Annotated in this window: 22 protein-coding genes; 5 read left to right on the top strand and 17 right to left on the bottom strand. The window is 26.9% G+C overall.

Annotated elements, in window-relative coordinates; all coding sequences use genetic code 11:
- Nucleotides 1-20 precede the first annotated feature (20 nt).
- From A966_RS08515 to A966_RS08475, 9 genes are all read right to left on the bottom strand, one after another.
- Nucleotides 21-1,154, bottom strand: coding sequence for an MGDG synthase family glycosyltransferase (locus A966_RS08515; protein ID WP_008724628.1), 1,134 nt, complete (start codon nucleotides 1,152-1,154; stop codon nucleotides 21-23).
- Between the two features lie 139 nt (nucleotides 1,155-1,293).
- The gene (locus A966_RS08510; protein ID WP_008724627.1) at nucleotides 1,294-2,958 is read right to left on the bottom strand and encodes a S1 RNA-binding domain-containing protein; all 1,665 of its coding nucleotides are present in this window, start codon (nucleotides 2,956-2,958) and stop codon (nucleotides 1,294-1,296) included.
- A gap of 48 nt (nucleotides 2,959-3,006) precedes the next feature.
- Entirely contained in the window at nucleotides 3,007-3,678 is a 672-nt protein-coding gene (gene cmk / locus A966_RS08505) for a (d)CMP kinase (RefSeq protein WP_008724625.1), read from the bottom strand.
- Nucleotides 3,679-4,359: 681 nt separating this feature from the next.
- A complete protein-coding gene (locus A966_RS08500; RefSeq protein ID WP_008724623.1) occupies nucleotides 4,360-5,352 on the bottom strand; it encodes a glycosyltransferase in 993 nt (330 codons plus the stop codon).
- Between the two features lie 3 nt (nucleotides 5,353-5,355).
- Nucleotides 5,356-6,330, bottom strand: coding sequence for a galactose-1-phosphate uridylyltransferase (galT, locus tag A966_RS08495; protein WP_008724620.1), 975 nt, complete (start codon nucleotides 6,328-6,330; stop codon nucleotides 5,356-5,358).
- 253 nt (nucleotides 6,331-6,583) lie between these two features.
- Nucleotides 6,584-7,630 (bottom strand): hypothetical protein, encoded by a 1,047-nt coding sequence (locus A966_RS08490; protein ID WP_008724619.1) that lies wholly within the window; start codon nucleotides 7,628-7,630, stop codon nucleotides 6,584-6,586.
- A 469-nt stretch (nucleotides 7,631-8,099) separates the two neighbouring features.
- Entirely contained in the window at nucleotides 8,100-8,798 is a 699-nt protein-coding gene (locus A966_RS08485) for a glycosyltransferase family 8 protein (protein WP_008724617.1), read from the bottom strand.
- 87 nt (nucleotides 8,799-8,885) lie between these two features.
- On the bottom strand, nucleotides 8,886-9,740 hold the full coding sequence (locus tag A966_RS08480; protein WP_008724615.1) for an aldo/keto reductase: 855 nt from the start codon (nucleotides 9,738-9,740) through the stop codon (nucleotides 8,886-8,888).
- Nucleotides 9,741-9,778: 38 nt separating this feature from the next.
- Nucleotides 9,779-10,813, bottom strand: a complete 1,035-nt coding sequence (locus tag A966_RS08475; protein WP_008724614.1) for a mechanosensitive ion channel family protein — start codon at nucleotides 10,811-10,813, stop codon at nucleotides 9,779-9,781.
- A 160-nt stretch (nucleotides 10,814-10,973) separates the two neighbouring features.
- Between A966_RS08475 and A966_RS08470 the strand changes: the two genes are divergently transcribed.
- Both A966_RS08470 and A966_RS08465 read left to right on the top strand, forming a co-directional pair.
- Nucleotides 10,974-11,726, top strand: coding sequence for a hypothetical protein (locus A966_RS08470; protein ID WP_008724612.1), 753 nt, complete (start codon nucleotides 10,974-10,976; stop codon nucleotides 11,724-11,726).
- Between the two features lie 72 nt (nucleotides 11,727-11,798).
- On the top strand, nucleotides 11,799-12,146 hold the full coding sequence (locus A966_RS08465) for a nitrogen regulatory protein P-II (protein WP_008724609.1): 348 nt from the start codon (nucleotides 11,799-11,801) through the stop codon (nucleotides 12,144-12,146).
- Nucleotide 12,147: 1 nt separating this feature from the next.
- Here A966_RS08465 and A966_RS08460 read toward each other — a convergent pair whose 3' ends face one another.
- The 8 genes from A966_RS08460 to A966_RS08425 form a co-directional block, all read right to left on the bottom strand.
- A complete protein-coding gene (locus A966_RS08460; protein WP_039955610.1) occupies nucleotides 12,148-12,933 on the bottom strand; it encodes a hypothetical protein in 786 nt (261 codons plus the stop codon).
- A gap of 21 nt (nucleotides 12,934-12,954) precedes the next feature.
- Nucleotides 12,955-13,323, bottom strand: coding sequence for a flagellar hook-basal body complex protein FliE (gene fliE / locus A966_RS08455; protein ID WP_008724605.1), 369 nt, complete (start codon nucleotides 13,321-13,323; stop codon nucleotides 12,955-12,957).
- 25 nt (nucleotides 13,324-13,348) lie between these two features.
- Nucleotides 13,349-13,810 (bottom strand): flagellar basal body rod protein FlgC, encoded by a 462-nt coding sequence (flgC, locus tag A966_RS08450; RefSeq protein ID WP_008724603.1) that lies wholly within the window; start codon nucleotides 13,808-13,810, stop codon nucleotides 13,349-13,351.
- 35 nt (nucleotides 13,811-13,845) lie between these two features.
- Nucleotides 13,846-14,274 (bottom strand): flagellar basal body rod protein FlgB, encoded by a 429-nt coding sequence (gene flgB, locus A966_RS08445; RefSeq protein WP_008724596.1) that lies wholly within the window; start codon nucleotides 14,272-14,274, stop codon nucleotides 13,846-13,848.
- Between the two features lie 94 nt (nucleotides 14,275-14,368).
- Nucleotides 14,369-15,082 carry a hypothetical protein gene (locus tag A966_RS08440; protein ID WP_008724593.1) on the bottom strand — a complete coding sequence of 238 codons (714 nt, stop codon included), beginning with the start codon at nucleotides 15,080-15,082 and terminating at the stop codon, nucleotides 14,369-14,371.
- Nucleotides 15,083-16,498, bottom strand: a complete 1,416-nt coding sequence (locus A966_RS08435; RefSeq protein WP_008724591.1) for an AAA family ATPase — start codon at nucleotides 16,496-16,498, stop codon at nucleotides 15,083-15,085.
- Between the two features lie 94 nt (nucleotides 16,499-16,592).
- Nucleotides 16,593-17,669: a tetratricopeptide repeat protein gene (locus tag A966_RS08430; RefSeq protein WP_008724590.1), complete on the bottom strand. Its 1,077-nt coding sequence runs from the start codon at nucleotides 17,667-17,669 to the stop codon at nucleotides 16,593-16,595.
- Nucleotides 17,670-17,673: 4 nt separating this feature from the next.
- Complete coding sequence (locus A966_RS08425; RefSeq protein WP_008724588.1) at nucleotides 17,674-18,333, bottom strand: HAD family hydrolase; 660 nt, start codon at nucleotides 18,331-18,333, stop codon at nucleotides 17,674-17,676.
- Nucleotides 18,334-18,526: 193 nt separating this feature from the next.
- Here A966_RS08425 and def point away from each other — a divergent pair, with 193 nt between their 5' ends.
- The 3 genes from def to A966_RS08410 all read left to right on the top strand — a co-directional run bounded on the left by def (nucleotide 18,527) and on the right by A966_RS08410 (nucleotide 21,097).
- A complete protein-coding gene (gene def, locus A966_RS08420; RefSeq protein ID WP_008724586.1) occupies nucleotides 18,527-19,090 on the top strand; it encodes a peptide deformylase in 564 nt (187 codons plus the stop codon).
- A 6-nt stretch (nucleotides 19,091-19,096) separates the two neighbouring features.
- Nucleotides 19,097-19,759, top strand: a complete 663-nt coding sequence (locus tag A966_RS08415) for an HAD family hydrolase (protein WP_008724583.1) — start codon at nucleotides 19,097-19,099, stop codon at nucleotides 19,757-19,759.
- Nucleotides 19,760-19,858: 99 nt separating this feature from the next.
- A complete protein-coding gene (locus A966_RS08410; RefSeq protein WP_008724582.1) occupies nucleotides 19,859-21,097 on the top strand; it encodes a M23 family metallopeptidase in 1,239 nt (412 codons plus the stop codon).
- Nucleotides 21,098-21,116: the final 19 nt, after the last annotated feature.

Raw genomic sequence — 21,116 nt, 5'->3', positions numbered from 1 at the left:
TTTATTATTATAAAAATATTTTATTTATTTTCAGAGTCTTTAAATAATTCATCAGCAATATATTTAACTATCTTTTCTCTTACATCTCTGCCGTAATAATCAAATTGCTTCTCTCTCATTTTTACTAAATTCTCTCTATTATTAGCAACAAGCAAATCTATTTTATTAAATATATCATCTGTAGAACTAGTATCATACCCTAATCCATTATTATCAATATATATAGGATTTCCCTCTTCCTGTCCAGGTAAAGCCCCCATAGATACAATAGGTATTAAACAGTTAATAGCTTCTATAATAGCTGTAGGACCGGATCTTGTTATTAAGATATCATTCTCATGAAATAATCTAGGAAGCTCTTGTGTGTATCCTATTATAACAGGCTTATTCTCTTTTGAAGAATATACTTTATTTAATGTATTAAATGTTTTTTCATTTCTTCCGCATACAACCGTTACTTCACATTTATATCTTTCATATAAACCATCTATTATATAAATAAGTCTTTTAGTTCTTTCAGAATTGTTGAGAAGAAGTATTTTCAATGTATTATTAATATTTGTATTTTTTACAACCTCTTCTTTACTTTTAAATGATGAAGAGAATCCTTCTCTTACAGGCAAGCCGAATGTAATAATTTTTTCCTTATCTACACCATTTTTCATCATATATTCAGAAGCCTCATAAGAAGGACTTATGATTTTATCTGCCCTATTATCAAACCATAACTTACTTATTGTAATTAAATCTGTTATTATAATGAAAAATTTTATATTTATATTTTTCTTCTTTAAGATATTCAAAAGGCTGCCGCTGAACATTGGGTGAACATTGATGATTATATCTGGCTTATATTCATCTATAAGTTTTAAAAATTTGCTTTTAACATGAAAAGCATTATTTTTATTGATAATATCTCTATTTTTAAAAGAAAATTTAAAAATTCTGTACCATAATTTTGGTGCATATTTTATGCAGCTATTATAAAGCCTTTCTGTCGCCATAAGAGCCCAATTTCCGAGTGTAAAACCATTCACAACTTTGCATTCTATTTCTTCACCATACAATGATTTAAAACCTTGTAAAAGTGAAGTATGAACACTTTTGTGTCCATGTCCTGTATATTCCGACGATATAATAAGAATCTTTTTCATAAAATACCTTCTCAAAAAATATATCTAATAATTATACTTTAATTGATTCATTTGTCAATAATATCAAAATATTATAATAAAAAATCCTAATACCATAATGATACTAGGATTTTTTTATTTCAAATAATCATTTATAAAATTAGTTATTAATATTATCAAAAGGATTGTAAGTGAGAGAAGTAGGCTCTGCTTTAGAAATATAATTTTGTGTTTCTTTTTTATTTTGAGCTTCCATGTATTCTCTTCTGGATAGAGAGATTCTTCTTTTACTTTTATTAACTTCTCTTACAACAAAAGGATAAGTTTCTCCTACTTTTAGAACATCTTCTAAAGTGCTACCTTTAGGAATTTCTACCTGAGAAACATGCATATATCCTTCCAAATCATCTTCTAAAGAAATAATGGCACCTGAATCAACTATAGCTTTTACAGTACCATCAACTATAGAACCTTGAGGATGTGCTTTTTCAAATAATCTCCAAGGACTGTCTTTAGTGTGTTTATAACTTAATTTAATTCTTTGCTTATCTCTGTCTATAGACATTATAACCATATTAGCTTCTTCGCCTTCTTTTACATAGTCTTTCATATTAACTATATTGTTTCTCCAATCGAAGTCGCTTATATCGCATATTCCTTCCAAGCCATTAGGAAGTTCAAATACAGCAAAGTTTTTAATGATTCTTTTTACTTTACATTTTACAGCAGATTTAACAGGAAAATCTCTTTCAACTGTATCCCAAGGATTTTCTTTAACCTGCTTTAATCCTAAAGTAAGTTTTCTTTCAGCAGCATTCATATCAAGTATTTTACACTCTAAGAAAGCACCTTTTTTAACGAAATCAGCAGGATTGTTAACATGAGAATTCCAACTTAAATCTGAAACATGAACAAGTCCCTCTATACCATCAGTAACTTTAACAAAAGCTCCGAATTTTTTGACATTAGTAACTTCACCCTGAATAACATCGCCTATATGATACTGCTCAACAAATTTGCCCCAAGGATCTTCATCTAATTGTTTAATACCTAAATCAACTTTTTTGTTTTCTTTATCAATATGAAGAACTTTAAACATTCTCTCTTCACCTTTTGATATTATAGATTTAGGATTTACAACTTTATCCCAAGACATATTCGGTATAGCAAGAAATCCGTCAAAACCCGGAGTGATTTCAACAAAAGCTCCGAATTTCTCTATATTTTTTACCTTACCATTAATAATATCATTTTCCTGAAGATTATTTAAGAATGTTTCTATTCCGGCATTTTGAGCTTCTTCTAATAAAACTCTTCTTGAAACTACAACATCTCTTCCATTTTTCTTAATTACTCTAAACTCATATTCTTTACCTATATAATCAGATTCTTTAATTCCTCTAGCCAAATCTATTTGAGAAAAAGGACAGAATGCCTGATGTCCCATTATAGATACTTTAAATCCGCCTTTAATAACCTCTTTAACAACTCCTGTAACTGAGGCATTATTTTTCACAGCATTATCTATTAATTCCTGAGATTTTCTCTTATCTATTTCACTCTTAGACAATATAACATAACCTTTATCATCTTCGCCTGAAACAATAGCTTCTATTTCCTCTCCAATAGTAGGTTCTTTATCAAATTCACTTCTTTTTATTTTACCTTCAGATTTAGAATCAAAATCTATAAAAACATCAGTGTCATCAAACTGCACTACTTTGCCTTTAACGATTTTGCCTCGGCTTAAAAATGTATTATCACTTTCTTCTAAAGCCTTACGAAATTCAATTTCATCATTTGATAAATTTTTATTATCTTCCATTGTTCCTTCTCCCTCCTGTACTTTGACAGGTTAAAAAATATCTAATATTTAATTAGATTTTATATTAAAAATCACATTAGCGATTTTTTCAACAACTTCATCAATAGTCATGCTGGTAGTATCTATTATATTTGCATTTTTAGCTACAACAAGCGGACTATCTTCTCTATTTGAGTCAAACTCATCTCTTTTTCTTATACTCTCGCGAATATCTTCATAACTGATATTCTTACCCTTAGATAATTCCTCATTATATCTTCGTTTAGCCCTTTCATCTAAAGAAGCATCCATATAAAACTTATATTTAGAATCTGGGAATACCACACTGCCTATGTCTCTGCCATCTACCACATAATTACCGCCTTCTGCTATTTTTCTTTGCAGAGATACCATATTCTGCCTTACAATGCTTATAGAAGAAACTTTAGAAACAAGATTGACAACTTCCATACTTCTTATAGCCTCTGTTACATCTTCATTATCTAAATATATTCTGCCGGCATTATCAAAGTTAATACTTAAATTATTAAGAGCTGATATGACTTCATTATTATCATTTATATTAATATTATGTTTGATCATATATAGGGTTACGGCTCTGTACATAGCTCCTGTATCTAAGTATTTAAAAGATAATTTATTGGCTAATAATTTAGCTATTGTACTTTTACCTGCCCCGGAAGGACCATCTAAAGTTATTATTTCGTATGTACTTGACACCTATAACCTTTTTTTTAATTAATATAATTTTCTATAGAGTATATCATAAATAATTATAATTTGCAAATATTTATTTTAATAAAAAACAAACTTTACTATATTTTTTAAATATTTTCTAATAAATAATGTATACTATTAGTGTAAATAATACTAATAACTATAATCATAAATTTAATAATTCAAAGAAAATAAATTTTAATTGCAAATAATTTCTTATATTTTAATATATACATAAAATTAATACAATAGACTTGTTTCAAAACTACTTGACAAATAATTTTATGAGTTTCTTATTTTATGCTAAATTATATAATATTAATTATTAAATAAATCACATGTTTTATATATTGTATAATTTGTTATTTTAATATATAAATATGCAGTCTTTCGCCTGCCGACACCAAAGGTGGACTTCGTCGGCACGCACGGCGAGGCGTACTTCGTATGTGCCACACCTGCCAAAGGCACGCACAGCGAGGCGGACAGGCGTCACAAAAGAAGTGGGGTTTTACGAAGTACGCAGAGCGGTGCACGACTGTGTGCTTCGCAGCAAAGCCCCAACTATAATCAAAAAATATTAAATTAAAAAACTATAAATGTTAATAAATTTAGTTTTGAAACAAGTCTAATATAAAAATATATACTTAATCTTGTATTATAGCTAAACAAAAAAATAAATTTCTACTCAAAAGATTTATATTTTTTTATAGAAAAAGTGGCAACTCTTTTAAATTTAGTTATTATTCTAATAATTCCATAAAAAAATCCAAGCCCATAAAAAAAGTGCGTAATAAAAAACATAAAAGGATATATGATTATACCAAAAATTTTTGATATAAAGCCTTTATCACATAAAGAATATACGACTCCGGCAAAAAAAGTCATTATTATGTAAACTGATAATGGAAGAAAATAAAATTTCAATATATCTAATTTATAAAAATGATAAATACCTAACACTATAGGACTTAAAAGTATATATACTGCAAATAATGAAGGTAAAATAAATATCAAATTTTTAACATTAAAATCTCTGAATAACTGCTCAAATCTGCCCCTCCCATAATTAAGAAGCATTTTTATATATAATTTCAAATTCGCTCTTGGAGGTCTTTCCACTATTATCTTCGGATTATATATTAATTTGTATCCAAGAGAAAGTATTTTATCTATTAGAGCATTTTCCTCATTTGGGTATAATTTTTCATTAAAAAGCCCAGCCTCAAATAACACATTTCGTCTTACAAACAAATTGCAAAGTATAACATCTCTATCAGTACCCTCTTTCATATCCCCATCATTAGATTTATATCTATTTGCTATAGGACCTACAGCATAATAAGATTTCATACATTTATCAATATACATTTCTGTAATTGAATTAACTTTATGAATAGCAGGTCCCCCTACTACTGCAACATTTTCATAAGTTTCAAATATAATGCTAGCTTCTTTTATATTATCAGCACTTACAATAGAATCATTATCTATAAAATATACAATATCTCCTGATGATTGTTTAATACATTCATTTCTCTGTACTGTAGGGTGAGTTCCTTCTGCTTGAAAGATTTCAATATATTCCTTAGGGTAATTAGACAGATATACCCCTTCTAATGTTTTTTCTATATTTTCACCAACTCTGTGCGGTATTATAATAGTAAATTTCAGCAAGTTTTACATTCCCATATATCTAATATATGCCGTTCTTAATTGGGCTGCCATTTCCTCAGGGCTTGTAGGATTGCAAGGTGCCCAAGCTCCCGTTTCAGAAGAAGCATTGAATTTTTGTTTTTCCTTACTTCTCATAGGAGGGAAAAATTCTATATGATAATTCCATATATTGCTGTAATTAAATCCATCATTAACAGGGGCACTATACATACACATCATATATGGAAACTTCATATCAAATAATAAATCTAATGTAGAAGCAGCCTTTTTTAAAGCATCAGCAAGAGATAAACTTTCTTCTTTATTAAAATCAGTTATTGAAAGTGTTTTCTTTTTAGGCATTATCATTATACCATAAGGGTATTCTGTAGCAAAAGGAAGGAAACATATAAAATGATCATTTTCAAAAATTACCCTTCTATTATCTTCAATCTCCTGCTCTATCATATCCATAAAAAGATTTCTGCAATTAGTATTATAGTAGCTTGAAGCCATTTCTATTTTTCTTTTAATTCTCAAAGGTATCCAGCTGTATCCGTATATCTGTCCATGAGGATGCGGCATTGTAACGCCTACAACTTCTCCTTTATTTTCAAAGGGCATAATATATTTTATTTTTTTGTTTTCTGCTATAACTTTCATTCTTTCCTGCCATAAAGCTACCAATTTAGCAATATGCTCTACAGGAAGTTCAGGTAAAGTAGTATTATGATCCGGAGAATATAAAATTACCTCGCATTTACCTATAGAAGGGGCTGTTTTAAACATTCTGCCATTATCTACTTCATCGGGATAAGGAGGCTCAAAAGATAAAGCAGGAAAGTCATTATCATAACAAAGAACCTCATAATTATCCGGTACTTTTCCGCTGCCGGGACAAAACGGACAATAGTCTTTAGGCATCTGCGGACGAGACTGCCTATGACTAGCTATCATAACATAATCTCCAAGCAATGGATTATAACGCAATTCTGCCATATTTATTTCTCCTATTATTGATTAATATCATTGTATCATTTTTTAATATAAATCTATTATATACCTTTTTTGATAATAAACAATACATGAAACATTTATAATTGAAAAATATAAAATTATTATCATTTCCACTGCTTATAATAAAAATTGTTCTCTAAAAGATTATATAGAATAAATTTTATATATTTTTAAAATTTCTGTATTTATCTTCTAAGTTTTAAAGAAGTTTATATACAGCAATAACAATAAAATATTATTTATTAAATGGGCATCCATATTTTGACATTGCCTCAATAACATTTTGAACATTATTAACATTATTTTCTATGGATTTTATCAGCTTCTTCTTTAGTTTATTAAAAAATAATTTGATGATAGTATCTAATATAAAATTATTACATTTGATATATTTAAATTTACTAAAATCTTTATTATATAAAAAATAAATATTTATTAATTCATATAAATTAAGCTTAAAATATTTCTTAAGCATCTCTCTATATTTGAAAGAAGAAATATACCAGCAAATATTATTTATGAGTTTTCCGCATGAAATTTCTATAATAAAATCGTATATGTCTTTTTTATCTCTCATAAATAATATTGGATATATTGGATTTTTAGAGTCAAATTCAAAAGATTTAATAACTTTCATATTGTAAATTTTTGAAAGTATTGAAAATGCACTTTGATCATGTCTATTTTCAATAAAACCATCTAAATTAGGGATCTTTGATGGGCTATCATCTACTAAAGAAAAATCATCATAAAATACCTGAAGCCATTTTCTTACTAATTCCATATTGATGTCATTTTTTTCTAAAATAAAAAAAGTAGCCGGTCTTTGAAATGTATCTGTAATATTTTTATCATCTAAAACATTAAAATAATTAAATAAGTCTGATTTAGTATACATTTTTTCATTTATACTCATTTCAGAACACATATTCTTATTTTCAATAACAATATCTAAATACTCATAAAAACGATTTATACCTTTTTTGCTTAAGTAACATCCTATATCAGCATATAATAATATATCCCCATACTCAATTTTTTCTAAAGTCTTTAATACAACAAAAGGCTTCCAGCACCAATACCCAAACCCTCTTATATCTGACTTTAATTTGTCTTTTAAAATTTTATCAAATTGTTCATCTTTTGGTAAAGTATATTGATTATATATATAAATATCATCAAAAATGTTAAACTCTTCAGCCTGATGTAAAAATCTAAGCGATGAAGGATAAAGATTAAAACTATAAAAAGATAATAAATATATTTTTCTATTTTTATACATGAAACCACCAAATATATAAAATATTAACGGTAATTAATGGTATTAGTTTAAAATATATTAATAGACTTGTTTCAAAACTACTTGACAAAATTATATATAAAAAAATTAGTAATAGTCAATTATAAAATAATGTCTTACATGTTTTATAACATATTATTTTAGTATATAAATATGCAGTCTTTCGCCTGCCGACACCAAAGGTGGACTTCGTCGGCACACACAGTGAGGCGTACTTCGTATGCTTCTCGCCTGCCGACACCAAAGGTGGACTTCGTCGGCACGCACAGCGAGGCGTACTTCGTATGGGTCACCACCGAGTAGGTGCCTATTCGGCAAAAGAAGTGGGGTTTTGCGTAAGCACGCAGAGCGGTGCACGACTGTGTGCTTCGCAGCAAAGCCCCAACTATAATTAAAAAAAATATTAAATTAAAAAACTATAAGTATTAAGAAATTGAGTTTTGAAACAAGTCTAATGTATAATATTAACATCTTTTATATCACAACTAATCGTGTATTCATGACAAAATTTAGAATCCAAAAAATTCCATTTTTTATCTATAAATTTCACTCTTCCATTTAAATAATAATTAAGCGTATCCTGATCTTTAAATGTAAATATAGGCATATTATCTATAGTATTATAGAATTTATCTTCTAAATTATCTTTTATCCAAAGTTTATTATTTATCATCAAGAAGCCTGCATTAAAATATTTATCTGATTTACTAAAACCTATAGAAGCTTTTACTTCATTTATTTTATCCATAAGATCTTCTACTACATAAGCATAATAATCTGACATATCATCTAAAAATAATTCTCTTAAACTTGAATTAATTATCATATCGCCATCTAAATATACTATCTTATCAGCATTTGGTATTAATGACGGAATAGACAATCTAAACCAAGTGGAATTGGCTTTCATATTGTATTTTGAAATATATTTAAAAATTTCTTCTTTAGGTTTAATAAAGTCTATATGGCATTCTCTTATTTTCTTTAATGATAATATCTTTTCTATGTTAGAATTATTAATATTTTCAGATATTATATATATATTAATGTTTTCATCATCTTTTGAATTTGAAAGTAAAGAAGCTATTGCCGCTGCCATATACGGAGCATAAGCATCATTTGAAGCAAAACATACATTTATATCTATCATACTACTATATCCATAATAAAAAATATAATTATATAAATAAAAAATGATATACCATAAATATTATATATTACTATAGTAAAAAAACAACTAAACTATATCCAAAGGCATTTTTCTATTTGGTTTTGGAAACTCTTTATTTATAAGTGCTATATCTTCATCATCGAGTTTAATTTTTTGAGACTCTATATTTTCTATTATATGTTTTTTGTTAGAGCTTTTAGGAATAGCTATTTTATTATTAAACCCCATAATAAATGCTAAAGCTATTTGAGAAGGTGCAGCATTATGTTTTTTTGCTATGCTTAAAATAGTATTATTTTTTAATATATCCTTACCTAAATTACCAGCCTGAGCCAAAGGACAATAGGCCATCAAAGCAATATTTCTCTCTTCCATATAAGGAGCTAAAGAATAATCTGCCCCCCTAGAGCCTAAATGGTACAATACCTGATTAACTGTACATTTATCGCCGTATTTTACTGCTTCAAGTTCTTTCATGTCATCAATATCAAAATTAGAAACGCCCCAATCTTTTATAAGCCCTTCTCTATTTGCTTCTTCCATACATTCTACAGTCTCACTTAAAGGTACTCTTCCCCTCCAATGAAGAAGATACATATCCAAATAATCTAACCCCATACGATTCAATGAGGCTTCCAAACTTTTAAATAATTTATCTCTTCCAGCATTATGAGGATACACTTTGGAAACTATAAAAAGTTCTTCTCTTTTGATATTTGATATTTTTAATGCATCTCCGATTATAGATTCAGCCTTTCCTTCTCCGTACATCTCAGCAGTATCTATAAGCCTTACCCCATTTTCTAAAGCAAAAGCTATAGCCTCAGACTCTTTTTTAAATTCCGTTTCAACTTCACCCATACACCAAGTGCCTATTCCGAATTTAGGCATTATATTTGAAGATTTTAAAGTATAATTCATAAATAATTCCTTAATAATTCTTTGATTTTTATAAAATATTATTCTTTGCTTATATACAAAGTCCTTGAAGGGAATGCAAATCCTACTCCAAGTTTATTAAACTCATCTATTATTTTATAATTTATATCCTCAACTACTCTTACAAACTCATTATACTCTGCTGTATTTACATAGTATATTACTTCAAAATTTAGAGAAGAATCTGCAAACTCTATAAATCTGGCACTTACGAATTCAGTATCATTAGTTTCTATAATTGTCTTTAAAAGTTCAGGTATCACTTTTAATTTCTCTAAAGGTGTAGAATACTCAACTCCTAACATCATATACTGTCTTCTCTTTTCTAATATTCTATAGTTTTGTATTCTTGAGGCAAGCAAATTAGTATTTGATATCAAAAGCTGCTCACCGCTGTTTCTTCTTATACGAGTGGACTTTATACCAATATATTCAACTACCCCTTTATCAACATCTATTTGTATATAATCACCTTTCAAAAAAGGCTTATCAAATACTATAACAAAATAATTAAATAAATCGGCTATTATACTTTGTGCAGCAAAAGCAACTGCCACACCTCCAATACCAAGTCCGGCTATAAAAGTATTAACATTAACACCTAAATTTGAAAGTATAGTTAAAAAACCAATTATCCATACCAAAGCCTTTAATATAGTGATAATACCGTCAGATATTACAACGCCTTTTTTATTAGACAGATAATTATTACTGAAATTGCTTATAATATCGCATATAAACATTATTACAAATATTATTATAAGTACAATGAGTATTCTTATCCAATATGTTCCAACCTCTTTACTAAGTATTAACCCCACCCTTCCAAAAGATAAAGATATCATAAATATAATAGGTCTTACTCTTTTTTTAATACTATTAACAAGCTCTGATAAAAATGGGCTTTGAAATTTTGTATTTACTTTTAATAATATCTTCATAAAAAATATTAATATAATATTCATTAGTATTAAACTAATAATAAATACAGATAAAGATATTAAGTACCTTAATAAACTATTATTCCAAATAATCGTTTCTTTTAAATACTGCATATATTCTCCTAAAAGTTAAATTATAGGCTAATTCTATTATAAAATTGCATTTTTTTAAATAAATAAATTATATTTATAATAAAATATTGATAATTTTTTGACATAAAATAAACAATATATTACAATAATGTAAAATATTTTAATAAAAGTGAGGGTAAAAATGAAAAAGATTCTTATTATTTTTGTCATCTCTGTTTTAGCTATCGCATGCGGCGGTCAAAAAACAGAAACAACTACTGCTAATGATGCAGCTAATAATGCAGAAGCTGCAACATTAACTATTGATTTCCAAGCTATAATTGGGGATACTAACAATACCACAATAAGCAGCAACTCTTATTTAAAAATTACAGGTTCTTATGGAGACATAGACGGTAAAATAGATGCTGCTACAGGAGCTTCTGTTCCTACTAGAACACCAGACTTATTAAACAAATACAGATCTGCTGACAACAATGTATTAAATAACAGAATAGAAGTAAGTATGGGACAATTCTTATTATTTGGTACAGCTAATTCATCAAGATATATTGATGACGGTATGTCTGGTTCCGGTATAGCTCAAAGAACTGTTGATGGTACTACAGGTCCTAAAGTTACAGGTACAGGTATTACAAAAGGTGATGACGGAGTTATTACTATAAGATTTGTACATGCAGGCGGTAAAACAGTTGATCCTTATGTATTTGAAATGAAATCTGATGCTAATGGAGTATTCCAAATCGGTGCCGGTACTGAAAACTTCAAAAGAAGCGAAACTGCTCTTACAAATGATTTTGATTTTAATACAGATTCTGCTCTTTTAATAGTTGATAAAGCTAAAGAAGGAAATCCTTATTGGAAAGGTGATCTTCAAGCTACTTTTGAAAATAATATAATAAAACTTAATGGTACTTTAACAGAAGTAAAATAATATAATTTAATATGATTAAAAAAAGAGCATGGTATTTTTACTATGCTCTTTATTTTAAATAATGGAGTATTTATGAATATAAAAAAAGTAAAAATAGAAATATACATACCGGAAGAATACACTCAAAAATTAAGAGAAGCATTGAATGATATAGGGGCATTAGGTGTTGGAAATTATGATAATGTAATGTCTGTAACAAAAATTACAGGTTATTGGCGTCCTTTAGAAAATGCTAATCCTTTTGACGGAAAAGTTAATGAGATATCAGAAGCTCCTGAAGATAAGGTAGAGTTTTCAACAGATGCCAAAAATATAGAAAATATTATAAAAGTTATGAAAGAAGTTCACCCTTATGAGGAGCCTGTTATAAATATTATCCCGCTTTTAAATGACAGATTCGATGTAAATTTAAACTATTGATTTATAAAGAAAATATATCTTTTATAATATAAACAAAATCATTCTTAGGAAACTTATTTATATTGACCACATTTTCTATAGCATCGGCAAAGTATAATTTATTATTACTTGGCAAATATGATACAGTGAATATTTGGGAATTGCTGTTTAATAATTTTTCTTTAGTATATCCGTATTCAGACATTTCTATTATTCTGCTTGGTATATTATCTCCATAAAAAATAAAAACTGCATGATTATATAATTTAGCTTTTAATATTTTATCTTTATTATTATTGGCATTATCTTTTTGAAAAAGTTTTTGATTATCATCAACATATAAATCAAATATTTCATTTATCTCATTTTTTATATTATTAAGTACAGCCTCTCCGTATTTGTCTATATCAACTAAAAAGAAATAGTATGCATGTATTATAATAGATTTTTTATTTTTTATAACATCAGCATTTATGAAAACTCTTGAAGAGTTAATAGAATACATACTATATCCAAAATATTTTAATCTGTCTATTATATTATCTTTGCTTACCGTTTTATTTATATTATGTTCCAATACAGAATTATTTTTGATGAATATTAATTTTCTATTATTAATATTAGCAATATCAAGATATAAAAAAACTATTGTGATTATTTCAAGTATTATTAATGTTATGATTATATATATTTGATTATTGTTATAGATTGAAAAGAAAATTAAGTTGGCAAACACTATGGCTATTACACCATAGATGCTTGCCCTTAATAACTCTTTTTTGAAGGAGAACAGCTTATTATTGTTCATTATTACTAACTAAATTATTAATTATCTGTAAGTTGTTACTTCTTGATAAGCTCTAACCGCTCTGTCAATTACAGCCTTTGTAAAGCTGAGAGATAATTCGGCTTCAGCAATAGCATTCATCACATCGGATACATCAACCTGATCTGGTCTAATGCCTGCCTGAACTATTATATTATCTCTGTCAACCTGCTTCTGATTTACAGTATCAATAGCATCGCTTAACATTGTTCCAAAATTACTTATTAAATCATTGCTTGAACTTCTTCTTAATTGCTGAGCAGGTCCGTAATGTCTAGGATCTGTAGTTTTAAGTACAAATCCGTAATTATCACCCACATTTCCTGTTTTTGTAGTAGCACTATAAGAGTTCATTACACTATTAATATTCATAAAATATCCTTACCATTATAAAAAATTAATATCTAATAATATTCAAAGCACTTCCAAACATAGTTTTAGCAGACTGAATCATAGTAGAGTTTGCCTCATAAGCTCTTGAAGCCTCCATCATATCAACCATTTCTGTAACAGGATTGACATTAGGCATTTCCACATAACCTGCTTTTTCACCATATTTTATGGCATCAGGGTGAGAAGGATCATAAACAAATCTAGTTGCAGTTTCCATATCCTTTTCTATGCTGAATACTCTTACTCCTGTACCTACATTAGGCTGCAAAGCCTCTGGTAAAAACGGACTTCTATATTTGTTGCCGTCATCTCTAGGCTTGAATATTACTCTGCTTCTTCTAAAAGCTCCGCCTTCTGTTGTTCTTGTTGTATTAACATTTGCTATGTTATCTGCTATAACATCAAGTCTGGTTCTCTGTGCTGTTAAACCGCTTCCTGATGTATTGATAATTGAAAATATTCCCATTTCTGTTACTCCTTCAAGAATTTAAGCAGTACAAATTAAGCATTGCCTATCATTCTTCTTATTTCTCTATATTGAGCATTTACTATTTGTGTAAACATTTGATACCTTAAAGTGTTTTTAGCTTCTTCTGCCATTTCTTTATCTATATCAACATTATTTTTATCATTTCTATAGCTAGTATCATAATCTACTGTAAGAGTTGGTGCAACTTGCTTATAGTCCATAGGCATATTAAAAGGAAAATGTCTGGAATCTGTTCTTTTAGCTTCCATACCATTATAATTTTCACTATCCAACGCCCTTGCAAGCTGATATTCAAAAGTTACATCACTTCTTTTGAAATTAGGTGTAGATACATTTGCTATATTATCCGCTATAACTTCAGCTCTAAGTCCGTAAACATTTAAAAGCTTTTTTGCTACTGTCATAGTTTTAGCATAGGTTGTATCAGCAAACATACTCATAGTTATAAGTCCTAAATTATAAAATTATACTTACAATTATTTTCGGTTTTAATAAAAAGTGCTTTAATATTTTTTTGGGATTATATTATGTAAATTATATAGGTATATTATATTGTTGTTCTAAATATTCTAAAAAATACGGAAAATCAGAATATGGATAATCAATTATACTTTCATAATTATCTAATGGTGAATTATAATTTGTTAATTGCCTATATTTATTTATAGCGTCTCTATGCCTATTAAAAATAGTAGAATGTTTTTCTTTTATCATAGATTTAATATTATCCTTTATATTCTGAAGATTAGAAATGCATTCTCCATTTTCAAGATAGAATTTCATCCAATCTTCAAAGCCTCTATAAGAAAATATAAAATAATAATCAATGTTATAATTATTTCTATTTATAGTTTCCATTACATCATTTTTTAATTTATTAAAAGCATCTAAAGGACCCTTATCACAATCTGTTATCATAGCTAATATATAATTAGAATTATCATTCACTAATGCAAACTGATCTTCAAGTTTTAATTGTACAATTTCTAATATTTCATTTATTGCTTTAGAAGCCTCATCTGCATTTTTATAACGACCATCTATCTGCTCAAAATCTTTATTAAAATTAGGATATTTTCTTATATTATCTATTAATTCTAATTCACTAGGATTACAAATATAGTCTATTATTTCTCTATGATTCTCTAATAAAAAATATAAATATTTCTTCTCATAAATACCAGTTGAAAGACATATTAATTTATTTTTTTTACTTTCTTTTAAAAGATCAGGTATGGTAAAACTCATTTACAACTCACTATTATTATTAACATACATTTTTATAGGTAAATCATAAGCTCTAGGAAAATATTTTGCACCTAATTTATTATTTTTATAATTTTCAATTAAATTTTCTTTTTTTAATCCTTTTATATCAGAGGCAGAATAAACATAAGTCTTATTATCTTCTTTTACAACAAATTTAATTTGTTCTAAAAGTAAATATTTAAACTCCATAAGCACTACATCATGAGTAGTCATAAATAACTGAGCAGTTTGTTCAATCTCTTTATATCTATTTTTTTTAAATAACAAAAATGCTGTTTTTATTAAATCAGGCTGAACTCCGTAAAATTCATCATGTAACGATAGAGAACCGTTTTTTAAAGACTTTACGATATTGTACATATGAAAAGCATATATTTTAGTCCCATCCGATTCTATCTCATCAAACGGAGCTTTTTTACCATTTCTATATGAAATAACTTTTTTACGTTTTTTTATAAAATCATTATTTTTACTGCTTAAAAATTCTAAATTCTTTATTATAGAAATAATAGCTTTTTCTTCTTTAGAAATATTTTTCTTTGATTTTATCCCATCTTTTTTTAATGAATCCATAGATTTTTTTACATCATAAATATTCTGAGTATTTTCATATAATTCAAAAACAATATTATCTATGCCAACATCAGCTATTTTTATTAAACTTATATAAAATTCTAATAAATTAATTTCATCTAAATCATTATATATTTCATTAAAAAAAGTATTAGTAAAATCGGGAGTTTCTAAATAATTGATACCTAAATTAGTAGATAATATAGAAGTCATAAGTTTTCTATATTTTACTATAGTATCAATTTCTTTTTCTTCTTTTGTATAAATATTCATTAAAAATAATATAAATGTTTCATCAGAACGTATTCCACTTTTTTTATCACTTGCTATTTTATTTTTTATCAAATCATTATTTTTTCTTTCAAAAACTATATTACCATTTTCTGTAAGAATTTCTTTTGTAATTTGTATGCTTTTCTTATATTCATCATCTATTTCTTTATTTTTTACATTTAACTTGTAATTATATAATGAATACTCATTTTTATTTTCATTCAAGACATTAGAATAAAATTCTATTTCAAATTTAGACTCTTCATTTTCTCCATAAATAATATTAGGTTTATACATATTATATAAAAAACTATTATTAACATTGGACAGACATAAATTTAATACAGCCTCAAATATATTGGTTTTACCTGAACCATTATGCCCATAAAATAAACATAATTTTGAAATATAATCATTATTTATCTTTAGTACAAAAGGATTATTATTAATACTTTCCTCATTATCATAATTTTCTGGATTTATTCTAAAGTCTAATTCTATTTTATCATAAATAGATTTATAATTTTCTACTGAAAATTTAACTAACATTTTTTATATAATAATCCTTGTCTTTTATTCAAATAATAGAAATTAGTATACATTTTTTTGAAACTTTGTAAATACCAATTTTTACATTATATTTTTATTTGAAATACAAACTATTCATGACTTCTTTAGCAAATGATATTAATCTATCGCTTATAGCAACGGTAGAAGATATTGTCAGTATTATTGATTCTTCACCTTTACCAACTACAGCTATGGCATTAAAGAAATCATTTTTATTTATCCTAGAAGTGAATATATACTCGGCAAATAAATCATTATGTTTTTCTCTTTTTTTTATAGATATAGGAGTAATTATGGAGTATAGCTCTCCTCTTCTATCTCTAAATCCGTCAAAAAGCTCTTTTATAGCCTTATCATCGTATTTTTTATCGCTATAACTTATTATTATTGATATTCTTTTATCAGGACTTTCTATTTTTAATACTGAGCCGTCTATAGAAGCATCAAAATTTTCTGGAACTAATAAATTAAATCTGTCTGGATTAGCTTTAATAGGTACTAGCTTATCAATATGAAATTGAGAACTTTCTTTTAAATATTTTGTATTATTAATTCTATTTATAATATTTGAATCATTTTTATTTATAGTTAATGCTCTCTCCAAAATATCTAGTGATTTATCATAATCGTATATAGCCTTATATGCTACAGACATATTAATCATAGACAAAACATCATTATTATCTATTGATACAGCCTTTTGGTACTTTTCTATAGCATCATGATGTTTACCTTCCATAGAAAGTATTATACCATACTGCCCATAAACACTAGAATTAACATCTCCTAAAGATATCAATTTTTCTATAACATTCTTTGCTTCTTCATATTCGTATACACTGATAAGAGCTTCTATCTTGTTTTCAAGCAAATCTTTATCATTTTTGATATAATTAAGAGCATTATTAATAAGTTCTATTACAGATTTATAATCCTCTTCTTCATAATATATATCCGATAAGACTAAATAGCCGTATTTATATTTATGATCTTTTTTTATCAGCTCTAAAGCTAGCTTTTTAGCATAAGAAATATTATTTATATCTATTAAATTATTTATCTTTTCTATTACAATATCATTACTTTCTTTTATAATCTCTTTAATTTCATCATCAGCATTAATATTATTTATAGTTTCGCTAGCTAACATAATTTTATCTCCAATTAACTATAGTAAAGCCTTTATCCTTATTTTTTAAAGCATAATCTTTTAATTTTTTATCTGGATTAACGCATACTTTAGTGTCGGCAAAATTAAAAAGAGGTAAATCACTTATAGAATCACTATATGCTATATTTTTATTGCTATGATGCGGAAAAAAATGCTCGGTGAATAATCTGTATCTTTTAGCAGCACCATAACAATTCTTACCGTACATATATCCTGTATATTTTCCCCTGAAAGTCCATAATTCAGTACCCATACATCTGTCAAAGCCTAAATTTGATGCTATATACTTAGCATAAATTTCAAAACTTGCTGTAACCATAATTAATGTATAGCCCTGTTTTTTTAATTTATTTATCTCTTCTAAAGCATCTTTATAGTATAATTTTGGTACAATCTTATCAGCAAACTCTTTTCCTATACTGTCTCCAAATTCTATATTTATATTTGTAAATATATGAGCTATTCTATACTTCATACTTTGATTATCTATTATTTTAAAGCAAAATAATAAAAAATAAGGCAGCAAAGCTATATAATGTATTATACTTGAAGGATTCTTTTTCAAATAGAATATCATAAATGGAAATATAGAATCTTTATTTAATATAGTTTTATCCAAATCAAAATAAGCAACTCTCATCATAAAGTTTATTCTACTACAAAAAAATCATTTGTCAAAGGAATTTTATAATTTTAAACTGCAATTAACCAAAAAATTATGTAAACTAAAAAATCACTTGACTATAAATAAAAAATTTAATATTATATATTAGATTTAATATTAATTAATAATAATTATAAATAATATCTTATTAAAGATAATTTTAGGAGACAATATGCTAAGAAAATTAGTAATATACGGAGATGAAAGACTGCAGAAAGTATCAGAAAAGATAGAAAAAATAGATGATGAAATACTCACTTTAATAGATGATATGTTTGAAACTATGTATAAAGAGAAAGGCGTAGGACTTGCTGCTGTTCAAATAGGTGTGCTTAAGAGACTAATAGTAATATCTGTACCTGATTTTGATGATGAAACAAAACCGGATTTTAAGTTGGCTTTAATAAATCCGGAAATAATATGGCATGGAGAAGAAAAAGAAATATTGGAGGAGGGATGCTTATCATTTCCTGAAATAAGAGATGATGTTGCTAGATATACTCAAATAAAAGTTAAATATATGGATAAAGAAGGAAATGAACAGATACTCGATGCTGAAAATTATATAGCTAAAGTGCTTCAGCATGAGATAGATCATACAAACGGCATATCATTTATAGACAGATTAGAATCATATCAAAAAAGAAGGTTAAAAAGAGAATTAAAAGAACTTAGAAATAATACTGTTAGAGAAATAAAAAAAGTACAAAACAGAGAAATGTTAAAAAATAGCTGATTAATTATGATAAAAAATATAATATTCGATTTAGACGGAACTTTAGCAGATTCTATATCAGACATATATAATTGTGTTAATGCATCTTTGAAACATTTTAACTTAGAAACAATATCAATTGAAGATACACATAATTTTGTAGGAAATGGGGCAAAACTTCTTATAAAAAGAGCTGTTAATAAATACAGTCATGATGAGAAAATAGAAGAAGAAGTATATAAATACTATATAAAATACTATGAAGAGCATTGTGTAGACAGCACTAAAGCATATAATGGAGTTTATGAAACTTTAGAATTATTATATAATCATAATATTAATATGTTTGTTATAAGCAATAAACCTAATAAAATGGCAATAAAAACAGTAGAAAAACTAAATATACTAAAATATTTCAAAGCAGTTATAGGAGATGGTATTTACGCATATAGGAAACCTGATCCAAATATATGGTACAATTTGAAAAAAGAGTATAACCTAATAGAAGATGAAACTGTCATGATTGGAGACGGAATACCGGATTATGAATTTGCATGTAATTCAAATATAAAATGCTTATTAGTATTATACGGAATAACAAATAAAAATATTTTGTTAGAATTAAAAAACAATTATTATTTAAATTCATTCAATGAGATTGCCGATTATATAATTAATAAAAAATTTTAATTTAAAAAATTATATACTTGACAATACTATAAAATATTTGTATATTAGAATGTATTATTTATTAGTAATCAAAGTAAGTATTAATTTAACAGTAAAAACATGAAAAATAACAAATTTAAGTACACCAAAATTCGAAAAAATAATAATATTTTTTCTAAAATAGAGGATATTCTATTTAAAATCAAATCTCAATTTGCTAAATCAAATAGTATTCAAAGAATAAGAACAACTTATGTACATTCTACAAGATATACAGGTAAAAAAAATAATATTTTTATATCAATAATCAAGAAATTTTCGCTGGCTGCAGCATCGCTGTCATTATTTATAATTTTATCTAACTTTTTAATAATGAATATACGCCATACTTCCAATGCCGCAATTCTTCCTAAAGATAAAATGCCTGTTAGTGCTGCATATTCTAAAGTATTAGATGAAATATCTCCTGAGGAAGTGAGTTATAATACCTCAAGTATATCCGAAGTTCCTACTGTAACATCAGCAGTAACTTTAGAGAATGCTACAGATATATTTTATAACTATATAACCTCCGATAACACTTTAGTTGGAGACGGAACTATAGGAATGAAATATGATGAATATATAATAGAAGAGGGAGATAATCTTACAGTAATATCAAAAAAAATAGGTGTTAATTTAGATACATTAGTAAGTGTCAATAAGATGAGTAATGCAAATAGATTAAGACCCGGACAAAAAATTGTTATACCTAATCGTAACGGATTATTATATACAATGAAAAAAAATGAAACTATCGAAGATGTTGCAGAAAGATATGATGTTTCATTGAGCAGAATTCTTAATCTAAATAAAATATCTGATACTTCTTCCATAGAAGAAGGTGATGATATATTCTTACCTGGCGCTAAATATACATTAGATGAAAGAATAGATAAGTTCGGACAAATGTTCAGCATTCCTACAACTATAACTAGAATAAGCAGTGTATTTGGATATAGAGTTCACCCTATCACAGGGGTAAGAACTAAACATATGGGTGTTGATATACCTGGAAGACTCAATACTCCTGTATATGCAGCAAGAAAAGGAAAGGTAATATTCGCAGGATACAGCGGAGGATATGGAAATTTAGTAATAGTAAGACATGATAAGGGTTATACTACATACTACGCACATCTTAACTCTATTACTACAAGATCCGGTGCTACTGTAGGAGTTGGTGTTATGATAGGAAGAATGGGAAGTACAGGAAGATCTACAGGAAGCCATTTACACTTTGAGGTTAGAAGAAATGGTGTCGCACTTAATCCGGCTGACTTTATACCTATAAAGAAATTTCTAAGAGGAAGAAGATAAAAACTGTTAAATTAAAACT

This window comes from Brachyspira hampsonii 30446 (assembly GCF_000316195.1).
Taxonomy (GTDB): Bacteria; Spirochaetota; Brachyspiria; order Brachyspirales; family Brachyspiraceae; genus Brachyspira; species Brachyspira hampsonii_C.
The sequence above is the reverse complement of the archived record's forward strand: the minus strand, read 5'-3'. Positions and strand labels throughout refer to the sequence as shown.

Excerpts from the sequence above, each read along its gene's own strand:
- A966_RS08515 (WP_008724628.1), bottom strand. The coding sequence starts at position 1,154 with ATGAAAAAGATTCTTATTATATCGTCGGAATATACAGGACATGGACAC.
- A966_RS08510 (WP_008724627.1), bottom strand. The coding sequence starts at position 2,958 with ATGGAAGATAATAAAAATTTATCAAATGATGAAATTGAATTTCGTAAG.
- galT (WP_008724620.1), bottom strand. The coding sequence starts at position 6,330 with ATGGCAGAATTGCGTTATAATCCATTGCTTGGAGATTATGTTATGATA.
- A966_RS08490 (WP_008724619.1), bottom strand. The coding sequence starts at position 7,630 with ATGTATAAAAATAGAAAAATATATTTATTATCTTTTTATAGTTTTAAT.
- A966_RS08485 (WP_008724617.1), bottom strand. The coding sequence starts at position 8,798 with ATGATAGATATAAATGTATGTTTTGCTTCAAATGATGCTTATGCTCCG.
- A966_RS08480 (WP_008724615.1), bottom strand. The coding sequence starts at position 9,740 with ATGAATTATACTTTAAAATCTTCAAATATAATGCCTAAATTCGGAATA.
- A966_RS08475 (WP_008724614.1), bottom strand. The coding sequence starts at position 10,813 with ATGCAGTATTTAAAAGAAACGATTATTTGGAATAATAGTTTATTAAGG.
- A966_RS08470 (WP_008724612.1), top strand. The coding sequence starts at position 10,974 with ATGAAAAAGATTCTTATTATTTTTGTCATCTCTGTTTTAGCTATCGCA.
- A966_RS08465 (WP_008724609.1), top strand. The coding sequence starts at position 11,799 with ATGAATATAAAAAAAGTAAAAATAGAAATATACATACCGGAAGAATAC.
- A966_RS08460 (WP_039955610.1), bottom strand. The coding sequence starts at position 12,933 with ATGAACAATAATAAGCTGTTCTCCTTCAAAAAAGAGTTATTAAGGGCA.
- fliE (WP_008724605.1), bottom strand. The coding sequence starts at position 13,323 with ATGAATATTAATAGTGTAATGAACTCTTATAGTGCTACTACAAAAACA.
- flgC (WP_008724603.1), bottom strand. The coding sequence starts at position 13,810 with ATGGGAATATTTTCAATTATCAATACATCAGGAAGCGGTTTAACAGCA.
- flgB (WP_008724596.1), bottom strand. The coding sequence starts at position 14,274 with ATGAGTATGTTTGCTGATACAACCTATGCTAAAACTATGACAGTAGCA.
- A966_RS08440 (WP_008724593.1), bottom strand. The coding sequence starts at position 15,082 with ATGAGTTTTACCATACCTGATCTTTTAAAAGAAAGTAAAAAAAATAAA.
- A966_RS08435 (WP_008724591.1), bottom strand. The coding sequence starts at position 16,498 with ATGTTAGTTAAATTTTCAGTAGAAAATTATAAATCTATTTATGATAAA.
- A966_RS08430 (WP_008724590.1), bottom strand. The coding sequence starts at position 17,669 with ATGTTAGCTAGCGAAACTATAAATAATATTAATGCTGATGATGAAATT.
- A966_RS08425 (WP_008724588.1), bottom strand. The coding sequence starts at position 18,333 with ATGATGAGAGTTGCTTATTTTGATTTGGATAAAACTATATTAAATAAA.
- def (WP_008724586.1), top strand. The coding sequence starts at position 18,527 with ATGCTAAGAAAATTAGTAATATACGGAGATGAAAGACTGCAGAAAGTA.
- A966_RS08415 (WP_008724583.1), top strand. The coding sequence starts at position 19,097 with ATGATAAAAAATATAATATTCGATTTAGACGGAACTTTAGCAGATTCT.
- A966_RS08410 (WP_008724582.1), top strand. The coding sequence starts at position 19,859 with ATGAAAAATAACAAATTTAAGTACACCAAAATTCGAAAAAATAATAAT.